This is a genomic window from Pseudoxanthomonas sp. CCNWLW251 (assembly GCF_037402255.1).
In the GTDB taxonomy this organism is placed as follows: domain Bacteria; phylum Pseudomonadota; class Gammaproteobacteria; order Xanthomonadales; family Xanthomonadaceae; genus Pseudoxanthomonas_A.
Genome location: NZ_JBBEGA010000005.1, coordinates 273,542 through 292,889, shown reverse-complemented (window position 1 = coordinate 292,889; position 19,348 = coordinate 273,542). Strand labels below are relative to the sequence as shown.

Genomic DNA, 19,348 nt, shown 5'->3' with positions numbered 1-19,348 from the left:
CCTGCTGATCGCCTGATCGTCCGCGCCATCTGTTGACCCGGTATCGCGTTGGCCCTGCGGGCTGTGGCCCGCTGCCGGACGAACGGGGTCGATGTCTTCATCGGGGGAGCTCCGATGTCCATTGAAGTCGAACTCAGGCAGTCGATCGATGCCGTCGAAGAGGAGGAGTATCAAGCCTTCTTTCGAGCGAGCGGAGCATCGTTCTTCTACGACCGGCGATTCCTGTGCGCCGCCGAGCGCTCACCGTTGCTGCCCGTCAATGCCACCTACTATTTCCTGGCGAGGGACGAGGGGAGGCTCGTCGCGTTCCTTCCGGCCTATGTGCAGGCAGTCGATTCCGTCGATCCTTTCGGTCTGCTTGCACGCACGGCCGGCATCGCCGGTGATCGCGGCCAGCAGGCACTTTTCAGCCATGTCATGCACTGCTTCGACAGCAAGGTGGTCTGCGTCCCGGGCACATTCGCTCCCCGGGTCGTGGTAGCGGCGCTGAAGCGGCTGGCATCCGATATCGGCGTGCACTACGTCGGCCTGCTGAATGTGGCGGAGGCGGATGCACTGAGGACGGCTGCCGGTGAGCAGTTGATGATCCGTCACCTCGTCGACAGGTACTACCTGGACCTGACCCGACTCGCCAGTTTCGATGAACTGGTTCAGACGCTTCCCAAAGAGGGGCGCCACGAGATGACGCGCCAGCTCAGAAAGTTCGATGCAAGCGATGGGACCGTGGCCGTCATCGGCCCTCCCTTCGATCACCGCCTCGAAGCGCTGACGTCGCTATGCCAGCAGACAACGGCGAGGAACGGTACGCCGAAGTATTTTCCGGCCGACGCACTGGCGCGCTTCGTCAGGATCTGTGGAGATCTGGCGCGCATCGTCCTCGTTGAAGAGGCGGGTGTTGTCGTTGGCGGCCTGGTCTGCTTTCTTGACAGGGGCGTCTTCTGCATCTGGTCTGCGGGCATGCGCTATGACCTCGCGGCCTACAGTCCCTACACTGTCAGTTTCGCCTGCGCATACAGATGGGCGCTTGCGCACGGCATCGAAACCATAGAAGCGGGTCGCTTGAACGAGCGCATCAAGGTCCGGCTCGGACTCAAGCCGCTCCCCCTGTACTCGGCGACCAGCGAGGTCGTGTGCGCGACACCGGGTCTCCCCAACGAAGGATGCTCACCAGGAGCGAGCCATGGAACTGCTTCACTCTAGGATCAGGCCAGACGACTTCCGTGCATTCTCCCGGTGCCTGGATGGAAAAGTCCGGTCCCGGCATCATGCGGAGTATGCGGGCTGGCATTACGGCGCAGCGTGGAATGGACGGGGATTCGAGCGATATCCCGAATACATCGTCCGCGCCGCTTCAATCTCCGATGTCGCAAGGACGATAGATTTCGCGCGATCCCATAGCCTGGCGGTCGGGGTGAAGGGCTCGGGACACAGCTACTCCGGAAGCTTCTTTCAATGCGGGGGCATTCTGCTCGATCTGTCGTTGCTCAACGACCTCGAGATCCACGCCGAGCAAGGTACTGTCGTCATGGGCCCTGGTGTTACCAGTGCGCAGTTGAGCCGCTCATTGGCCGCCCATGAACTTGCCTTTCCGACCGGCCATGGCGGCGGTGTGGGATTGAGTGGCTTTCTGCTCGGGGGCGGGCTCGGGGTGAACTGCGATGCCTGGGGAGGCATGAGCACGTTCAATGTCCAGGCGGTCGACGTGGTCACCGCCGACGGCCAGATTCTGCATGCCAACGCGCATCAGAATGCCGAGCTGCTGTGGGCCGCACGGGGGGCAGGTCCCTGTCTCTTCGTCGTGGTGGTCAGGTTCTATATCAAGTGCTGGCCCGCGCCGAAGAAGGTACTGACGCGCAACTATCGATTCGATCCGAAGCACCTGGCCTCCGTGCTGCTTGCATTGCCGCGACGCGCCGCGGACAAGCGCATGCAGGTGATGGTGGCGCTTTCCGGTGATGCGGACCTGGCCGCATCGCTCAGCGCGACGTCGTTCTGCGGTGACCATGATGAAACCAGGCTGCTGCATGCCGACCTTCTCTCGGCAGTCGCCGCGTGGACGGGCAACGAGTTCGACGAGCAGGAGCTTCCCGGATTCCAGTCCATCTACGACAAGACGGACGCAGCCATGGTGTCCAAACGCTATCGTGCAGACAATGTCATGACCGATGACGCGGAGACGGCATCGCGCGTGCTGCTCGCCCGCTTCGGTGAGCGGCCGTCGCGCGCCACGTTCTCGTTGCTGATCCACCGTCCGGCGCATCACTACCCGGATGCTGCCTTCTCGGTCGGGGGGAAGTTCTTCATCTCGACCTATGCGCAGTGGAACGATGCGGACGCGGACGCGTCGAATCGCGACTGGTTGAAGGCGCTCTATGACGAACTGTCCCCGTCTTCGGCCGGACACTACATCAATGAAATGGACCTGGAAGAGCGGGCCGGATCGGTATCCAGGTGCTTCTCGGCCGAAGCGTGGAGCCGCCTGCAGGCACTGAGGCGCCGCTACGACAGCGAAGGCGTCATCCCCGGCATACAGCACCCGCCCGCCAGGTCATCAAGCAGGATCCCGCCGGGAGAGGCATAGCGGGTGGGGCGTCTCGTTCCCGGGGTGGGATCACCCTCGGGTCGGCGGCAGAGGATCCATTGCCCGTTCGCCCGACTCCGGATGGATCGTGCCGTTACATAGGCACGCTGCGCGCGAGGCTGGCCGTCACGCTCGGCCAGCGGTGTTGCCCGCCTGGCTATGGATGCCCGGGCGACAGGGTCTTGCTGAAACCCTCGGTGGCATGCACCACCGCTTCAAGCCGCTCGAATACCGCGAGTTGCTCCTCGGGCGCGGTGAAATCCAGCAGGCAATTGGCTCTCTCGGCGAAGGCTTCCAGCCGGTCCTGCGGATTCGCCAGAACGAAGAACGAGGCATGTTCCTGGATCAGTACGTCGACGAAGACGGTGGTCCAGCGTGGCGGAAGGTACATCACGTTGCGGGTTCCTGCGGATTGCGTGTTCTCCAGTCATGCCAGAGATGCTTTCCCGGGGGGACACTTTTTATTCGGAGTACGGGGCTGGATCAGGACATGGCGAGAGCCGGTGCGGGCACGTGATGTCCCTTCAAGGGGCCTTATCGCGAAATGTGCCTGTGTAGGTCGAGGTGGACCTTCATTGCCGGTGCGGATCCTGTAGTGGGTCGCACGCGTGTCGAAAGAATCCAGTCGGGGATAGAGGAATGAATGTTTTCAGGCGGCTAGCGCTGTCGGCGGTGGTGAGCGCCGCGGTGGGTGTGCCGGTGGCAGGTCAGGCGCAGTCGTGTCCGACGCCCCCCGGCAAGGATGTGCTGTTGTTCGTGGACAACTCCAGCTCCATCACCAATGCCGAGTTCGATGAGGCGCAGCAGGCCATCGCCAGCATCGCCGCCAGCGTGCTGAGCCGGCCGGGCTACCGCCTGGCCGTGGTCAACTGGGGCTGCGAGGGTGGCAGGCGCACGACCCGCGATGGGTGCCGCGTCGACCTTGCGACCGGTTCGGCCATCCCGGGCGGGTGGTCCAGCAATCCCGCCGATTTCGCCTACGCCGGCAACAACAGCGCCTCCAACCGGGTCTGCCGTTCGTTCGGCACCAACTTCGCCGGTTCCATCAATCGCAACAACTGCGGCGGTGCCAACTTCAGCGTCAACATCAACGACGACTACGCCCAGCATGGCCTGAAGATCCTGGAGGGCGTGCTGTACAGCGGTGGCACCACGGGAGGCAACGACAGTTACAACCAGCCGACGCTGGGGCCCTCCACGCCTACCCAGCAGCTCATGCTGATCCACATGACCGATGCGGACCCGAACTTCGGGCGCTTCGATGGCACCTCGATCCGGGAAATGCCCTCCACCGAAACTGCCCTGGGCTTCTATCACTACAGCAATCGTTTCAAGAACGTGCGCAACGCCGTGATTGTCGGCGTGGGCATCGATGCTACCGCAGCCAATGCCGTGAACCGGGGAGAGGTAGCCGCATTCGCCAGCAGGGGCGGCGCGGCCACCGACTACGACGCTGCGCATCCGACGGCCCTCTCCACCCAGGCATTCGATACGGGCACGCCGCGCATTGCGTCGTACAGCGCGGCCTACAACGATGCGACCATCCTCAGCGCCGCCAATACCGCATTCAACGCCACGGTGCCCGCCTGCGTGATATTGCGCAAGCAGAGCGTGGGAGGTGCTCGCGAATTTACCTTCGATGGAGGAACCAATGGACTGCCGATCGATTTTTCATTGGATACGACAGTCGCCAATCCCGCCAGCTCGGCGACATACCTGACCCAGTTCAATACCGACACCAGCATCCGCGAGCGTGTTGAGTCCGCCGCTAACCATGGCTACGAGCTTTCGTCCATCGTGTGCACCAACGGCGCTGGCGCCAATGTACCGGTTGTGGCAGACACGAGTACGGGCCAACTGACGATTCCGGGCAGCCAGATCGTTGCGGGCGCAGAATTGACCTGCACCTTCACCAACACGCGGGAGATCACGCCGCTCCCCACCGGCGACCGCTGTCCCCTGCTGTGGGGCGTCCTGAGGAGCACTCCACCGACAGGGACGGGTTACGGTGTGCTGACGTCGATCGATCCGGCGACCGGGGCGGCCACCTACTATCCGGGGGCGATCACCGATAACGACGGTGGCGATATCACAAGCCTGGGCATCGACCCCCGCACCGGCCGTCTGTTTGCGGTCGACAACGACACCGGTCAGATCAGGACCCTGGCACCGGGCGCCAGCAGTTGGTCGTCGACCGGCGTGACTGCTGCGGGCTCCGCGAACTGGCATCGGATGGTGATGGATGCGGTTGGCAATCTGTATCTGCAAGGCCAGGATGCTACGCAGCTCTACCGCTATGCGGTGGCGCTGGATGGCAGTCTGTCCGCACCCGCCACCGTCACGCTGACCTATTCCGGCGCCGTTCCTAGCTCCGGCGGCGACCTCGCGATCGGCCCGGATGGCACGATCTATGTCGTGGCCGGAGACGAACAGGCGTTGTATCAGTTGAGTGGCGATCTGTACGCCGGTACTGCGGCCACGGCCAGCCAGATCGCGACGGTGCCCGGTGACCCGGGGGCGGCAGCGTTTGTCGGCACGACCCTCTATCTCGGCGATTCCACTAACACGCTTTACGCTGGTCCAGTGACAGGTCCGTACATGACGGTCACGAACGACTTCCCTCGTATCGGCGACATGGCCAGCTGCTCGGCAGGCTTGCCGCCCATGCTAACCCTCCGGAAGAGCTGGGCCGGCGCTGCGGTGAACGATGCGGTGACAGTGAGCGCTCTCGACTTGACCACCGGCGGCGCCACCGGTGCCGCACTGGACGCAGTGGCCGATACGCCCAGCGAGATCGATGCGGGTACCGCCTTCGCCGTGGTTCATGGCCGCAGCTACACCCTCAGCGAGGTCTTCACCACCGGCACCGCCAGCGCCTACGACAAAGCCCTGACCTGCACCGGCAATACCGGCACAGGCGCGGCGCTGACCTACACCGCCAACGACATGAGCGGTACCCTGACCGTGGGCGATGCCGCCACTGATATCGTCTGCACCTTCACCAATGTCCGCGAACCGACCCTGACGCTGGCAAAGACCTGGGTGAACGCGGCGACCGGCGACACCGCCGCGTTGACCGCGACCGGTGGCACTGGCAGCCCGGCGCTCGACTCGACCGCAGAGACGGCCAACGAGACCGATACGGGCGCTGCGGTCAAGATGGCTGTGGGCGACGTGATCACGCTGGCGGAGACACTTGGCGGCAGCAACACAGGCGGCTACATCGCTGGCGCGTGGAATTGCACCGGCGGCGTGCTCAGTGGCAACACCCTGACCTTGACCGACGCCGACGTCGGTGCGGCGATCGTCTGCATGATCGCGAACACCCTGCGGCAGACCGATCTCCAGGTGGTGAAGACCGCTTCGCCGAACCCTGTGGTCAGTAACGGTGTAGTGACCTACCAGATCGTGGTCACCAACAACGGTCCGCTGGCGGCCGATGGTGCGGTGCTGACCGATGTGGCCGGCGTGGGCCAGAACTGCACCGCGCCCAGCACCACCGCGACCTGTTCGGCCACGGGTGGCGCGACGTGTCCGTCCCCCACCGTGCCCGTCAGCAGCCTGCTGGGCAGCGGCATCACGATTCCGACCCTGCCCGTGGGTGGCCAGATCACCATTGGACTGCAGTGCACCGTCTCGGCCACCGGCACGCCCTGACGCCTTTCATCCCGCGCACGCCTTCCTTGTCGCGAAACAGAAGCGGGTCGGCCACCTCGGGTGGCCGACCTGCTCGCGTACGCCACACCTGTCCTTTTTTTGACGGCCGTCACGAATTCATCGGGTACTGACGTCACTCGGATCACGCAAAGGCACGCGCGTGATGTGAGCGGAGGTCAACGGTACGGGCGGAACGCCCGTGCTTCACCATCACCCGAATCAAGGATCACACGCATGATGTTGTTTCGTAACGCAACGGCGGGCCTGCTGATGGCGGTCGCCGGCCTGACGGCCGCCGCAGATGCCCGCGCCGAAAGCGGTTGCCAGTTCACCCAGGGCTACTGGCAGAACCGGGCACAGAACGCCGGCGACCTGAGCACGGACGTCTGGCTGACCCTTCGCTACCAGCCCTTCTACCTGTCGGGCCTCACCTATCAGCAAGTACTGCAGGAACCCTCGCGCGGCAACGCGTACTGGATCCTCGGCCACCAGCTCGTCGCCGCGCAGGCCAACTACACCCTGGGCGCCCAGACCCCCACCCTGGTCTCGGACGCCCTGTCCCGTGCCAGCCAGTTGATGGCCCTGTACACGCCGGCCCAGATTGCCGCGATGCCGAAGAGCAGCGAACCGCGCCAGGAAATGATCGCCGTGTCGCGCGTGCTCGATGACTGGAACAACGGGCTGATCGGTACCGGCACCTGCATCGATGGCAACGGCGGGACCAACGGCTGATACAACCCGTCCGCATCGCCATTGCCGAGGCGCCCGGCACGGTCACGCGAACGGTGGCCGCGTCGGGCGTCGCGTCGCATGGCGCGGCGCAGCGACCGGACGGATCGGTATCCATTGGAAGGAAAGATAGAAGCCGCATGAAAAGCAGACGATTCGCAGGATGGGCGCTCGCGTTCGGGCTGGCCTCGGGCTGGAGTGCCACGACGCATGCACAGACCGTGACCTTCGACCATGGCGGCGCATCGACCGCGATCGGCGCAGGCGCCCCGGGGACCCCTTCCCTCAGCTTCAACGTGACGGCGGGCCAGAACCGCGTCGTCTTCATCACCGCCGCGTTCGAGCGCGACCACTGCACGACGGATACCCTGGAAACCTCGGGTACGTGCGTCGACGAGACTTCCGCCAACAGCAACTTCGCGTCCCCCGCCTTCGTGGTCACGAACGGCGCGAACGTACAGATCCAGTTCACCGTGACCGGCCCGGGCGGCTCGACGACGGTGACAAACCCGCTGGCGCCTCCGGCCGGCGACCTGCGGCTCGTCAACAGTTTTTACAGCATAGGCAATGGCGCCGCCGACCGGGCGACCTATTCGCAGGAACTCTACTTCGCCGCGATCTATGAGTCGCAGCTGCGCACCCTGCTGGGCGGTGCCGACAGCGGCACCCTCACGATCACCCTCCCGAACGTCGATGCGCCGAATCGCGCCGGCGACGAGGCGCTGCTGTCGGCACTGCAGTTCAACCATGTCAGTCAGTTGGCTACCGGCGATCCCGGTACGGGCATCGTGCGGTCCCGCTTCGTTTCCACCACCGACTGCGGCACCGGGCTGGTCTACCTGGCGGGCGTGAGCGCGCCGGGCAACTGGTCGGCGTGCCTGAACGGCTACGACGTCGGCCAGGCACCGGTGAATGCTGGCGATGGCGTGCTGCTGGTGGGCTTCAACGGTTACGCCCGCAGCGGTCCGCTGGACTTCGCCACGGTGCCCGGCTTCACCGAAGTGTCGAATCCTGCGGTGGTCAACACCGATCCCGGCACTGCAGGCGTGGCCGGGGCGCACTTCCTGGCCGCCACGGAATCGGACGGCTTCAGTACGTCGTTCCAGTACGCCAGTGGCATACCAGCCGCCAACATCACCCTGCAGTCGCAGAACGGTGCGCTGACGGCCGGCCAAAGAACCTCCGGCGGCATGGCTGCCAAGTTCACGCTGACGCGTGCGCTGCTGGACCTGTCCATCACCAAGACCAATACCCCGGGCATCAACGGCAACGTCGATCAAGCGAACGATACGGTGACGCCTGGAAGCACGACCACGTACACCCTCGTTGTCAGCAACCCGTCGATGAACTACGTCGACCTGGCGACCCTCATCGACCCTGCCACCACCGGCCTGACAAAGACGGCGGTGGCCTGTACGGCAACGACGGCAGGGGCCGTGTGTCCGGCCGCGGGTGACGTGACCGTGGCGGCCCTGGAGAGTGCGGGCGGCATCGTCATTCCGACCCTGCCGCCGAACAGCACCATGACGTTCACGGTCACGGCGACGGTGGCCGCTGGCGTCTCCCCCGTCACCAACACCGCGACGATCCGGATACCCGATGGTTACGTGGATGCGACGCCGGCGAACAACACCGCCACGGATACCGATGGTTCGGTGACGCAGTTGACCGTGCGCAAGATCAGTATCGGCGGCGTGGACAGCTTCGGCTTCAGCGGCAGCAATGGCGTTGCGACACAGACGTTGACCACGACCACGGACGGGACACCCGTAGCCGGCGCCACGCAGGCGCTGACGGCAACCTCCACCGCCACCACCATCACCGAAAGCGCTTCCCCGGCGACGTACCGCGTCACCGACATCACCTGCACCGGCCTGGGTGCGACCGGCACTGCGACGCCGGACCTGGCCGCGCGCACGGTCGCGCTGGATGCCGCCGCGACGGCACCGGGCAGCGACATCGTGTGCACGTTCACCAATACCCTGCAGCAGACGGATATCCAGGTGGTGAAGACGGCCTCGCCGGATCCGGTCGTCACCGGGGATGTGGTGAGCTACCAGATCGTGGTCAGCAACAACGGTCCGCAGGCGGTCACCGATGTCCTGCTGACCGACGTGGCAGGGGCAGGGCAGGACTGCACCACACCCAGCACGACCGCGACCTGCCTGGCCGGAGGCGGCGCGAGCTGCCCGTCGCCGACGGTGCCGGTGAGCAGCCTGCTCGGCGCGGGCGTCACCATCCCGACCCTGCCGGTCGGGGGGGCGGTTACGTTCGGCTTGCAGTGCAGGGTGACCGCCAGCGGCCTTTGAGGCCGCAATCGCTTCGCTGGTTTCCGGCGCAAGAAGGGTCTGGAAAGCGCTGTGATGTCCTTGAGCGGGCACGGCGCCGCAATGTGATGTCCTGAGGGACAAGCCGAGTACGATCTACCCAACCATCAATGTGACAAGCGGCGTTGCGGCTTGTTGTCCGGTGTGGCAGTTTGTCGCACGGCGCCGCAAGGTGCCGTGGCGATACAGGATTCGCCAAAGGGGGCGGTGATGGATGGAGTGATCGGGACTGCGGACTGGCGCGATCCCGTTCGCGGCGCGCGCGTAGTCGATATTACGCAGCAGCAGGAAAGCTGCCTCCCTCGGCACAGGCCGCTGCAGGCCACCGGCCGCATGCTGTGCTGGCTGGCCATGGGCATTCTGCTGTTGCTTGCGCCCCGAGAACTCTGGGCACAGGCGGCCAACCAGTGCACGCTGGCCAACACACTGCCCATCATCACCTCGCCGGCCGACAGCGGCTGGCTCAACGACAATTCCCCGGGCCTCACCCACACGCCGACGCTCAACGGCAACCAGACCAGCACGCGCTATGGCATCCAGACCAATGGCGCCATCGTGATTGCCGGCGACCTGCAATGGAACAACCCCGCAGGCGGCAACTCCGGCCGGGCCACCATGGAGATCCGGGTCAACGGCGTGACCTACGCCACGTTGTTCACCTCCGAAGCGGTTGCGGGCACGAACAGCACCGCAGGCGAGTTCTGGCCCGGCAACGGCTCGCTCGTTTCGGTCAGCGGTAGTGCGGAAACCGCGACGCAGCAGGCATTCGTGGGCGATGCGACATCCATCGGGCGCACGTATCGCCCCTTCACCGTTCGCCTGCCGACGACGGTCACGCAGGTCACCAGCGTGCAGTACGTCTACCGGTCCGACTACAGCGACAACACGGCCGACGACGATATCCGCTTCCGCAACATCCAGATCAACCAGTGCAAGGCCACGCTGCGGTTGCAGAAGCAGATCGTGACCGGGCGCGAGAGCGGCACCGACCAGTTCGCGCTGTCCATCGCGAGTGGCGGGTCGCCGCTGGCGAGCACCACGACCACCGGTGCCGGCACCACGGTCACTGCCGGGCTTGCCACATTGGCGCCGTTCAATCCCGGCGTGCTGCATACGCTGTCCGAAGCGGCTTCCGGCACGACGGACCTGAGTGACTACACCTCGACCTACAGCTGCGCCAACGCATCCAGTGGCACGGGGACAGTACTGCCGAGCGGCACGGGTACCAGTTTCAGCCTGACACCCGCCTCCGGCGATGACATCACCTGCACGGTCGTCAACACGCGGCGGCCCGTCACCCTGACGCTGACGAAGATCAGCCAAGGCGGTACACGCGCCTTCACTTTCACCGGCAACAACGGCTGGACCAGCCAGACGCTGACCACGACGGCGACCGGCGTGGGCGTTACCGGTACGGCGCAGACGCTCACCAATCCCCTGGTCGCCACCACGATCAACGAAGCGTTGCCATCCGGGTTCCAGCTGAGCAATGTGACCTGCACCGGCATGGGCACCGGGGGCACGGTCACGCAAGGTGCAAGTTCGTTCACCCTCAATGCGGCGGCGGTCGATGCGGGGAGCAACATCGCCTGCACCATCACCAATGCCGTGCAGAGCCAGCCGGCGTTCGCATCCTGTTCGTCCGGCATGTACCTGTCGCAGAGCCCGAACATAAACACCAACACCACGCTCTACGACATCGTCACCGCTACCAATCCCTTCACGTATCCGCCGATCGGGCAGGGTTCCAACGTCTACAACGCCATTGGCTTCAATCCCGTGGACAACTTCATCTACGGTATCAATGCGGGTGGCGGCACCGGCAATCGCTTGATCCGGGTCGGCGCAGACGGCAGCTCTGTCGACCTTGGTCCGGTGGGCGGCGGGATGGCGACCGACAGCTGGATCATGGGCACGTTCTCGGACACGGGCGTCATGTATGCGCTGGCAGGCGGGGGGTCGACCAACCTGCGGGCGATCAATGTGCAAACCAACACATCGACGCTGATCACGCTGTCGTCGAGCGTGCAGGCTTCGGACATGGCGTGGATCGGCGGATTGATCTACACCGTGCAGGGTAATGGTCAACTGCGCTCAATCAATCCTGCGACAGGCGTAGTGACCAATATCGGGTCACCCACTGCGGCCGTTGACTATGGCGCGATGTTCGGCTCGCCCACCGGCCTGTTTGGCAGTGCGAACGGCGGCGGCTTCTATAGTTTCGATCTTGTTACCGGCGCCCGAACATTGATTTCCGGCTCACCCGGTTCGAACGTGAATGATGGCGCCAGTTGCCCGACAGCGCCGATCCAGTTCAGCGCGGACCTGGCGGTGACCAAGACCAATACGCCCGCATCGGGCCCCAGCGATCTGGCCGGCGACGGTTATGTGCCGGGACAGGCGCGCACGTACAGCGTCGTGGTAACCAACAACGGTCCGTTCGGGGCACAGAACATCACGGTGAGCGATCCGGTGCCGGCGGGAATCAATGCCGCGACCATGAGCTGGACCTGTGCATCCACATCGGGCGGCGCGGCATGCGGCGCCGCCAGCGGAACCGGGGCCCTGAACGACACGGGACTCGATCTGCCTGCCGGCGCGGTTGCAACTTATCTGGTGACCATGACGGTGCCGACCGGCTTCACTGGCGATCTGGTCAACACGGTGACCATCACGCCACCGGTCACGATCAATGACACGAATGCGGCCAACAATTCCGCCACCGACGTAGACCAGTCCGTACCGCGGCTCACGATCCGGAAGATCAGCGTGGGCGGCGTGGACAGCTTCGGTTTCAGCGGCGACAACGGCGTGCAGACGCAGACCCTGACCACCACCACCGCCGGTACGGCTGTGGCGGGTGCCACGCAGACACTGGCCGCCGCCGCAACCGTCACCACGATCATCGAAAGCACGTCGCCCGCGACGTACCAGGTCACCGGCATCACGTGCACGGGGCTGGGTGCGGGTGGAACAGCCACGCCGGATCTGGCTGCCCGCACGGTGGTGCTGGACACGGCGGCGACGGCGGTTGGTGCCAGCATCGAGTGCACTTTCACCAATACCCTGCGCCAGGCGGACATCCAGGTGGTCAAGACCGCTTCGCCGGATCCGGTGGTCACCGGGGAGGTGGTGACGTACCAGATCGTCGTGACCAACAACGGGCCACTGGCCGCTGACGGCGCGGTGCTGACCGATGCGGCCAGTGCCGGGCAGGACTGCACCACGCCCAGCACGACTGCGATCTGCGCCGCGACAGGCGGCGCCAGCTGTCCCTCGCCGACCGTGCCGGTGAGCAATCTGTTGGGCAGCGGCATCACGCTCCCCGTCCTTCCGGTGGGGGGGCAGGTCACCGTCACATTGCAATGCACGGTGACAGCGAGCGGCCTGTGAGCGCCGATGCGTATTGCCGACAGCGGGCGCTCGCTGGACCGCACCACGCGGTCAAGGCGAGAACGGCTCTTTTCATGACGTCGGCAAGAGGGAGTGTGTCGTTCCTGCTCGCCCAGGAACGGCCGAGTGGGAGCGACCGATGAATCCCGCCAGGATTCGGGCGCTCGCTCTTCTGGGCGACTACCTCGCTCTCAAGGCCAGTGATCGGGAAAGAGAGCTGCGCGCGCTCGAGAAGCGTGAACCCGAAGTCCACCGTCTGGTTGCCGCCATGCTCCGCATGGACCAGGCCGAGCATCCACTGGATCACCTTCCCAGCGAGGTGCTCGAGCGCCTTGAGAAGACGGACCAGACGCACGCTGAGGCGCGCCTTGGTAGCCGATTGGGGCCGTGGTTGATCACGGATGTTATCGGTACTGGCGGAATGGGGACCGTGTACAAGGCCAAGCGGGACGACGGGCAGTACGAACAGCAGGTCGCGCTCAAATGCGTGCGCAGGGAGTTGACCTCGGAGGCGCTTGTGAATGCCTTCATTCGCGAGCGCAACACCCTGGCCCGGCTGAGCCATGTTGGAATCGCGCCCCTCCTTGATGGAGGCGTGGACCTGCATGGACATCCCTGGTTTGCCATGCGACTGGTGGACGGAGAGCCCATCGACCAGTGGTGCGACAGAAGAAGGTCGAGCATCGAAGCGCGCGTGCGGCTTCTGGAAAAAGTCTGCGAGGCACTCGATTACGCGCACCGACACATGGTTCTGCACCTCGACATCAAGCCGTCCAATCTGTTGGTCACCGCGGATGGCAACATCCAGATCGTCGATTTCGGGCTTTCCACGGTGCTTAACGGTGAGCGTGAAGCGCCTCGCATCGCCGTCTCTCCGGGGTACACGGCGCCGGAGGCGCTGACCGGGACCCTGCCAACCGCAGCGTTGGACATCTACTCGATGGGCATGGTGATGCGCCGCCTCCTGTGGGGGGCGCTGCCGAAGGATGCAAGCCCGCTTCGCATGGTGGATCCGTCGGGGCCGATGACCCACGAGACGGCATCGATTGCCAACTCCGGCACGCTCAAGGATGCCGAGGCGCGGGGGCTCCCAGACGCCCGGGCATTGGAGAAGCGCTTGAGTGGCGACCTTGAAGCCATCGCGGCGTGCTGTACCTCCTACGATCCAGCGACGCGATATACGTCATTGCTGGAGCTTCGGGACGACCTCGACGCATGGCTGCATGGAATGCCGGTACGTGCTCGAAAGGGGGGCGCGGCCTATCGAGCCATGAAATTTCTGCAACGGAACCGGGCCACGGTTGCAGTGTCCGCCCTTGCCGCAGGACTGCTGGTCGCAGGTGCGCTGACCCTCCACATCCAGGCGAAACGCTCCGCGGACGAGGTGCTCGCCCATGACGCCATGGCGGCCATCTTCAGCAAGACGCTGGGGATGGCTACGCTCTCCGGGCTTGCACAAAGCCCCCACTCATCGGATGACCTGCTGCGGAAGACGGAACTGCAGATGCGGAGCCTGTCGTTGCAGGAGCATCCGGAGATCCTGGCACGGGGTCTGCTGGCTCTGGCAAGAAGCCATTCCATGATCGGCCAGCATCGCAGGGCGAAAGTCCTGGCCGATGAAGCGGCGCAGCTGGCGGAGGAAAAACCGCTCGTGCAGGCCGAGGTTCAGGCGACTCGCGCAGCCCTGTTCAACATCGAAGGAGAGCCGAAGAACGCCTTGGCCGTGGCCCACTCTGCCCTGGGTGTCCTGCCCGGCCCGAACGAAGAGCAGTGGGTGCCAGTGCGGCTCCAGCTCATGGTGGAGCTTGCCCGCGCGCAATGGAATCTCGTCCGCCACAGGGAAGCACAAAGTACTCTCGACAAGGCGCTTGACCTTGCCAGGCGCCATCAGTCGGCGTCTCCGGAGCCCTACATCGAGCTCCTCACCATCCAGGGGTACTGGTACTTTCAACAGTATCGATTCGGCACCGGGATAGAGCATCTGCGAACGGCCATAGAACTGGCCGAGCCGAGGTATCCCCTGCTCGCCGCAAACGCGGAACGCGTTCTTTTCGAAAGTCTCGCGCACCTGGGAAAGACGGAAGAGGCAAGGAAGTACGCCGAGCTGCAGTGGAACAGCACGCTCAAAGCCGTCGGCGAATCGCATCCGAGCATGGGGAGCGCCTGGCTGGTGCTTGGCAACGCAAGATGCAACGCAGGGGAGCTCGTGCGTTGCCGCGAAGCCATCCGGAAGGGTGAGGAGCGCATTCTCGCGGGATACGGTGAAAGCCATCCCGAGTACGCCCTGGCACTGACCTACCGTAGCTGGCTGATGAAGTTCGAAGGCGGCCAGCGCGAAGAGATGCTTGCGCTTACCCGAAGGTCGCTGGCGATTCTCCGGCAGTACTACCCGCTGTCTCACGAGAAGGTCGCGAGCGTACAGGTTGGATTGGCAGGCCGGCTCGTCAACAACATCGAGAGCGAGCCCGAGCAGGAGCGCATGGCCGCCATCCAGGCGTCCATGGCACTGCTCAATGAGGTGATGAAGGCATGTCGCGAGGATGGTGTTCCACCTCCACCTTTTGCCCGGCGAACCCTGGCTACGCTCCACGTCATGCTTGGACGGGAAGAAGATCTTCAGCGTGCGCAAGAGCTCCTCGAGGAGAACAGGGACTTCATCATCGAGCACGAACTGGTTGAAACGTTCTACTACAGCACCAACCAGATGGCACTTGCACACCTCTACTTCAAGCGGGGGCGCCTTGATGACGCGGACAGTCTGTACGGAAAGCTGCAGGCCAGCGCTGTCGGGAAACTGCCTGACCCGAATGCCTACAGCAGGCTCAATGCAGCCGTACTCATGCGCGCCGATATCGCATCCAGGAAGGGGCGTGTGGATCAAGCGCTCGCACTGCTGCGCAGCACCTATCCGAGCCTTGCGGCGCAGTATCCGGACGACCACCGGTATGTCACGGGCATGCAGGACGCCATAAGGCAGCTCGAGACGACAGGCAGGCTCAGGCCGCAGTTGTGAGATGGACCGGGCGGAGGGTGCCCGCCGCACCCGGCAGGGCCGGCTAGATCTGGCCGTCGTTACGAGAGCGGTTCGCCGCCATCGGTTTTGAACCGCTCCCGGACCCGTGCTTCCGCAAAAACAGAAGGGCTCACAAGAACGGGCCCCGAGCGTTGTTCATGTCGAAAGTCCGGCTCTATGACCCGCGGGGCTCTGGGTCATGGCCATCAAGGTCCGGCGTTGCGGGATGCCTGACATTCCACGCCGCCAGCTGTTCGCGGTAGTGCTGCAACTGCTCCGCATACAGGTCGTGCACGCAGATGGGACAGCCGCTGTTGCAACAGTCGCTGGGCAACGGCGGTTCCGGTTCCACCGGTCGCGGGTCGTCGTCCGGGGTCACTGTGCGCCCATCTCCTCCAGCAGGTGCGGCGCCGGATAGACCTTGCCCATCAACCAGCGCAGGTAGCGCATGTCGACATGGACGGCGCGTTTGTAGCGCGGATCGAACATCCAGCTGGCACTCACGGATTCCCAGTTGCTGTCGAAATTGAGACCGATCAGTTCGCCACGCGCGTTGAGCACCGGTGAACCGGAATTGCCGCCCGTGGTGTCCAGGTTGGTCAGGAAGTTGACCGTCTGCGTCTTCAGTACGGGATCTTCCGTGCCGGCGAAGTCGCCCTTCGCGATGGCATCGAGCAACGGCCTCGGCGCGTCGAACGGCACGTCACCGGTGTTCTTCTCGACGATGCCGGCCACCGTCGTCACCGGCGTATACCGCACGCCGTCGCGCGGGGAGAAACCATCCACCCTGCCGAAGCTGACGCGCAGCGTGCCGTTGGCGTCCGGATACAGCGCACGCCCTTGCTGCTGCCGCCAGGCGAACAGTGCGCGCATGTAGGCGGGACGCAGGCGCAGCTGCTCGCCCTCCCGGGTCTTGCGCTCCTGCTCCAGCGCCAGTTGCACGGGCACCAGCTTCGCGGCGAGGCCGATCAGCGGATCGGCGGCCATCAACTTGCCTTCCCGTGCAGCAGCGAAACGCGACAGGCGTTCGGCTTCGTCGCCCAGTTTCGTGCCGGCATACAGCGTGTCGAGCGCGTGCTTCAATGCGGCCGGCGTGCGGCCGAAGGCAGCATCGAACCCCGGCAGCCGCTGCGCATCCGGCAGTTGCTGGTAGCGCGTCAGCAGCACCGTGAGCAGGGCTTTCTCCACGTCCGGCGCATAGCGGCGCTGCACCTGTTTCAGGAGGCCTTCGATCAGGGCGTGGTCGCGTACCTGGTAGCCGCTCTCGCGTTCGGCATCCGGCTTGGCGGATTCCACCCGCAACCGTTCCAGCGTGATCGCCGCGCGCATCAGCTGGGACTGGGAACCGAACAGGGCCAGCAACAGCTCGCGTTCGCGCACGGCCGAACCGTCGGCGATCGACGCATTCAATGCATCAATGTCCGTCCGTTCCTTCGCGGCCGCCTCGGTAGCGAGCATGTCGCGCTCGTCGTCGGCACGGACGCGGACCGCATCGCTGCGACGCAGGCCTTCCAGCTCGCCGACGGCGCGCTTGCGATTGTTCTTCAGCGACTGCAGCTGTGCGGCGTACCGCGTCTTCGCGTCGGCATCCCGGACACCGGCCATTTCCACGACATCGATCAGCTGGTCGAACACGGCCACGCGCGCGGGCAGCGTCCAGTTGACCTGTTCGTCGAATTCGGCGGCGGTGCGGTGGCGGTAGGTGGTGCCCGGATAGCCGGCCAGCATCGCGTAGTCGCCCGCCTTCGGGCCGTCTTTCGCCAACGGCAGGTGCGCTGGCGCGCGATAGGGCACGTTGTCGGCGCTGTAGGCGGCCGGCTTGCCGTCCTTGCCCACGTAGGCGCGCAGCAGGGTGAAGTCGCCGGTGTGGCGCGGCCACATGAAGTTGTCGATCTCGTCGCCGTAGTTGCCGATCGCGCGCGGCGGCGCGTAGACCAGGCGGATGTCGCGCAGTTCCAGCTGCCGGATGCGGTAGAAGTCGGTGCCGTAGTACATGTTCGCCACGCTGCAACGCACGCCGCCTTCCTGCTCGCACTCGGCGACGATGGCCTTGCTGGCGCGATCGATGGCATCGAAGTACGCCCGCCCGGTCTTGCCGGCCGCATCCTTCAGTACGGCGTCCGTGACCTTGTCGTAACCCACCGTCACCAGGACGCGGAAGTCCGGATTCGCCGGTAGTTCGCCGGCACGGTCGGCGGCGGTGAAGCCATCGTCGATCAGGTTGCGCTCGGGCCTGCTGTTGTACTGGATCACGCCGTACGCCACGTGATGGTTGGTCAGGATCAATCCGTCCGGCGAGACGAACGCACCCGTGCCGCCGCCTGCGCGCACCACCGCGCTCAGCGGGGCGGCGGTGACGTCGGCCAGCGCCTGCGGTCTGCCCTTGAAGCCCGCCTCGCGCAGCGGCTTGGCCAGTTGCGGCAGCTGCGAGGGCATCCACATGCCTTCGTCGGCATGGGCGGGCAGGGACAGGGCGGCGCCCAGGGCGAGGGCGGAGGTCGAGAGTCGGCGGCGCATCATCAGGCTCCGGCGGAGAGGACTGCGACGATATCGGCAGAGCCGGGATGCGGCAATGCCGGAAGCCATCGAATGATCAGCGCGCGGTGTCGAGGAAGTGGTGCTGTCGCTGCGCCGCGCGACGGATGCCGGTGTGTTCCGCCTCGCTCAGGATACGCAGGGGAGCGAGCGTGATGTCGTCGCCGGCCGCATCGCGTTTCCATGTCGCGGCCACCCGGCCACCGATGATCGCCGTTGCGCTGACCAGGCCGTTCACGCCGATCACGCGCCGTGTATGTGCGGCGTCAAGCACGGGCGTGCGGTCGCGGTAGCCGATGAGATATTCATCGAATGCCGGCAACAGATGCACCGCATTCGAGCGCGCAGGCGCAGCCGCATCGGCATGCGACCACCACGTCGTCCCGTCATGCGTTTCCTGCACCAGCGCGGATGCGGCGGATGCAAGGGCCTGCATGGCCTCCTTGCGCGTCAGTCCCGACCACCATGCCAGGTCGGCCGCTGTCGCCGGCCCGTGCCCTTGCAGATAGCGCAGTGCCAGCTGCTGGAGTGCTTCGTCGCGAGCCAGCGGTGCGCTCGGCGGCACCCATGCATCGAGCAGGACGAACGTCGGCTGCTTGCCATGGCGCGGCCCCTGGCAGATGACGCCCTCATGCGCCAGCCAGTTCAGAAGATGCAGGCCCCGCTGGCCGCCGCTGGGAATGCCGGCTGCCTCCATGCAGGCATAGAGGTCGGCGCGGGTAACGGGCACGCCTTCCTTCAATGCCTGTTCCAGCACGCGTCGACCGTGCATGAGCGTGGAAGCATCCAATCCGAGATCGCGCGCGATCCGCGCCGCATTCGCGGCCTGCACGCGGGGTGCCAGCAATGCCACCATCCAGCGGACGTCCTCGCGCGCGAGCCAGTGCAGGGTGCCGCGCATCGGCCAGGTGCGGACGATCTTGCCGCACGCGATGGCGTCTTCCACCGTTGCCCGCGTCGCGCCGCGGGTGCGCAGGCCGATGGCCCACAGCGATGCCGCATAGTCTTGCGCCTGCATTGCCCCCATGCGGCGGACGGCATCGGCCGGATCCGCCGCCATCGGTGCCGCGATGCCGTGCCGCTGCAGGCGGCGGGCCGTCAGGGACGGCATCA

Annotated in this window: 11 protein-coding genes; 7 read left to right on the top strand and 4 right to left on the bottom strand. The window is 65.2% G+C overall.

Annotation, left to right across the window (positions count from 1 at the left end):
- Nucleotides 1-114 precede the first annotated feature (114 nt).
- Nucleotides 115-1,200, top strand: coding sequence for a GNAT family N-acetyltransferase (locus tag WBN46_RS17880; RefSeq protein ID WP_337732749.1), 1,086 nt, complete (start codon nt 115-117; stop codon nt 1,198-1,200).
- On the top strand, nt 1,181-2,581 hold the full coding sequence (locus WBN46_RS17875; RefSeq protein ID WP_337732748.1) for an FAD-binding protein: 1,401 nt from the start codon (nt 1,181-1,183) through the stop codon (nt 2,579-2,581). Before WBN46_RS17880 ends, WBN46_RS17875 begins: the two co-directional genes overlap by 20 nt.
- Before the next feature lie 157 nt (nt 2,582-2,738).
- On the opposite strand, the gene WBN46_RS17870 is transcribed toward WBN46_RS17875, so the two are convergent.
- On the bottom strand, nt 2,739-2,975 hold the full coding sequence (locus WBN46_RS17870) for a hypothetical protein (RefSeq protein WP_337732747.1): 237 nt from the start codon (nt 2,973-2,975) through the stop codon (nt 2,739-2,741).
- 362 nt (nt 2,976-3,337) lie between these two features.
- On the opposite strand from WBN46_RS17870, the gene WBN46_RS17865 reads away from it, so the two are divergent.
- From WBN46_RS17865 to WBN46_RS17845, 5 genes are all read left to right on the top strand, one after another.
- On the top strand, nt 3,338-6,238 hold the full coding sequence (locus tag WBN46_RS17865) for a hypothetical protein (protein WP_337732774.1): 2,901 nt from the start codon (nt 3,338-3,340) through the stop codon (nt 6,236-6,238).
- Nucleotides 6,239-6,472: 234 nt separating this feature from the next.
- Nucleotides 6,473-6,970 (top strand): hypothetical protein, encoded by a 498-nt coding sequence (locus WBN46_RS17860; protein WP_337732746.1) that lies wholly within the window; start codon nt 6,473-6,475, stop codon nt 6,968-6,970.
- 137 nt (nt 6,971-7,107) lie between these two features.
- Nucleotides 7,108-9,276 carry a hypothetical protein gene (locus tag WBN46_RS17855; protein WP_337732745.1) on the top strand — a complete coding sequence of 723 codons (2,169 nt, stop codon included), beginning with the start codon at nt 7,108-7,110 and terminating at the stop codon, nt 9,274-9,276.
- A 228-nt stretch (nt 9,277-9,504) separates the two neighbouring features.
- A complete protein-coding gene (locus tag WBN46_RS17850; protein ID WP_337732744.1) occupies nt 9,505-12,687 on the top strand; it encodes a DUF11 domain-containing protein in 3,183 nt (1,060 codons plus the stop codon).
- Nucleotides 12,688-12,826: 139 nt separating this feature from the next.
- Entirely contained in the window at nt 12,827-15,700 is a 2,874-nt protein-coding gene (locus WBN46_RS17845; protein ID WP_337732743.1) for a serine/threonine-protein kinase, read from the top strand.
- Between the two features lie 175 nt (nt 15,701-15,875).
- Here the strand turns inward: WBN46_RS17845 and WBN46_RS17840 are convergent, their stop codons facing one another.
- The 3 genes from WBN46_RS17840 to WBN46_RS17830 all read right to left on the bottom strand — a co-directional run bounded on the left by WBN46_RS17840 (nt 15,876) and on the right by WBN46_RS17830 (nt 19,346).
- Nucleotides 15,876-16,079, bottom strand: coding sequence for an oxidoreductase-like domain-containing protein (locus WBN46_RS17840; protein ID WP_337732742.1), 204 nt, complete (start codon nt 16,077-16,079; stop codon nt 15,876-15,878).
- On the bottom strand, nt 16,076-18,220 hold the full coding sequence (locus tag WBN46_RS17835) for a S46 family peptidase (RefSeq protein ID WP_337732741.1): 2,145 nt from the start codon (nt 18,218-18,220) through the stop codon (nt 16,076-16,078). Before WBN46_RS17835 ends, WBN46_RS17840 begins: the two co-directional genes overlap by 4 nt.
- Nucleotides 18,221-18,293: 73 nt before the next feature.
- The gene (locus tag WBN46_RS17830; protein ID WP_337732773.1) at nt 18,294-19,346 is read right to left on the bottom strand and encodes a winged helix DNA-binding domain-containing protein; all 1,053 of its coding nucleotides are present in this window, start codon (nt 19,344-19,346) and stop codon (nt 18,294-18,296) included.
- Between the last annotated feature and the right edge of the window lie 2 nt (nt 19,347-19,348).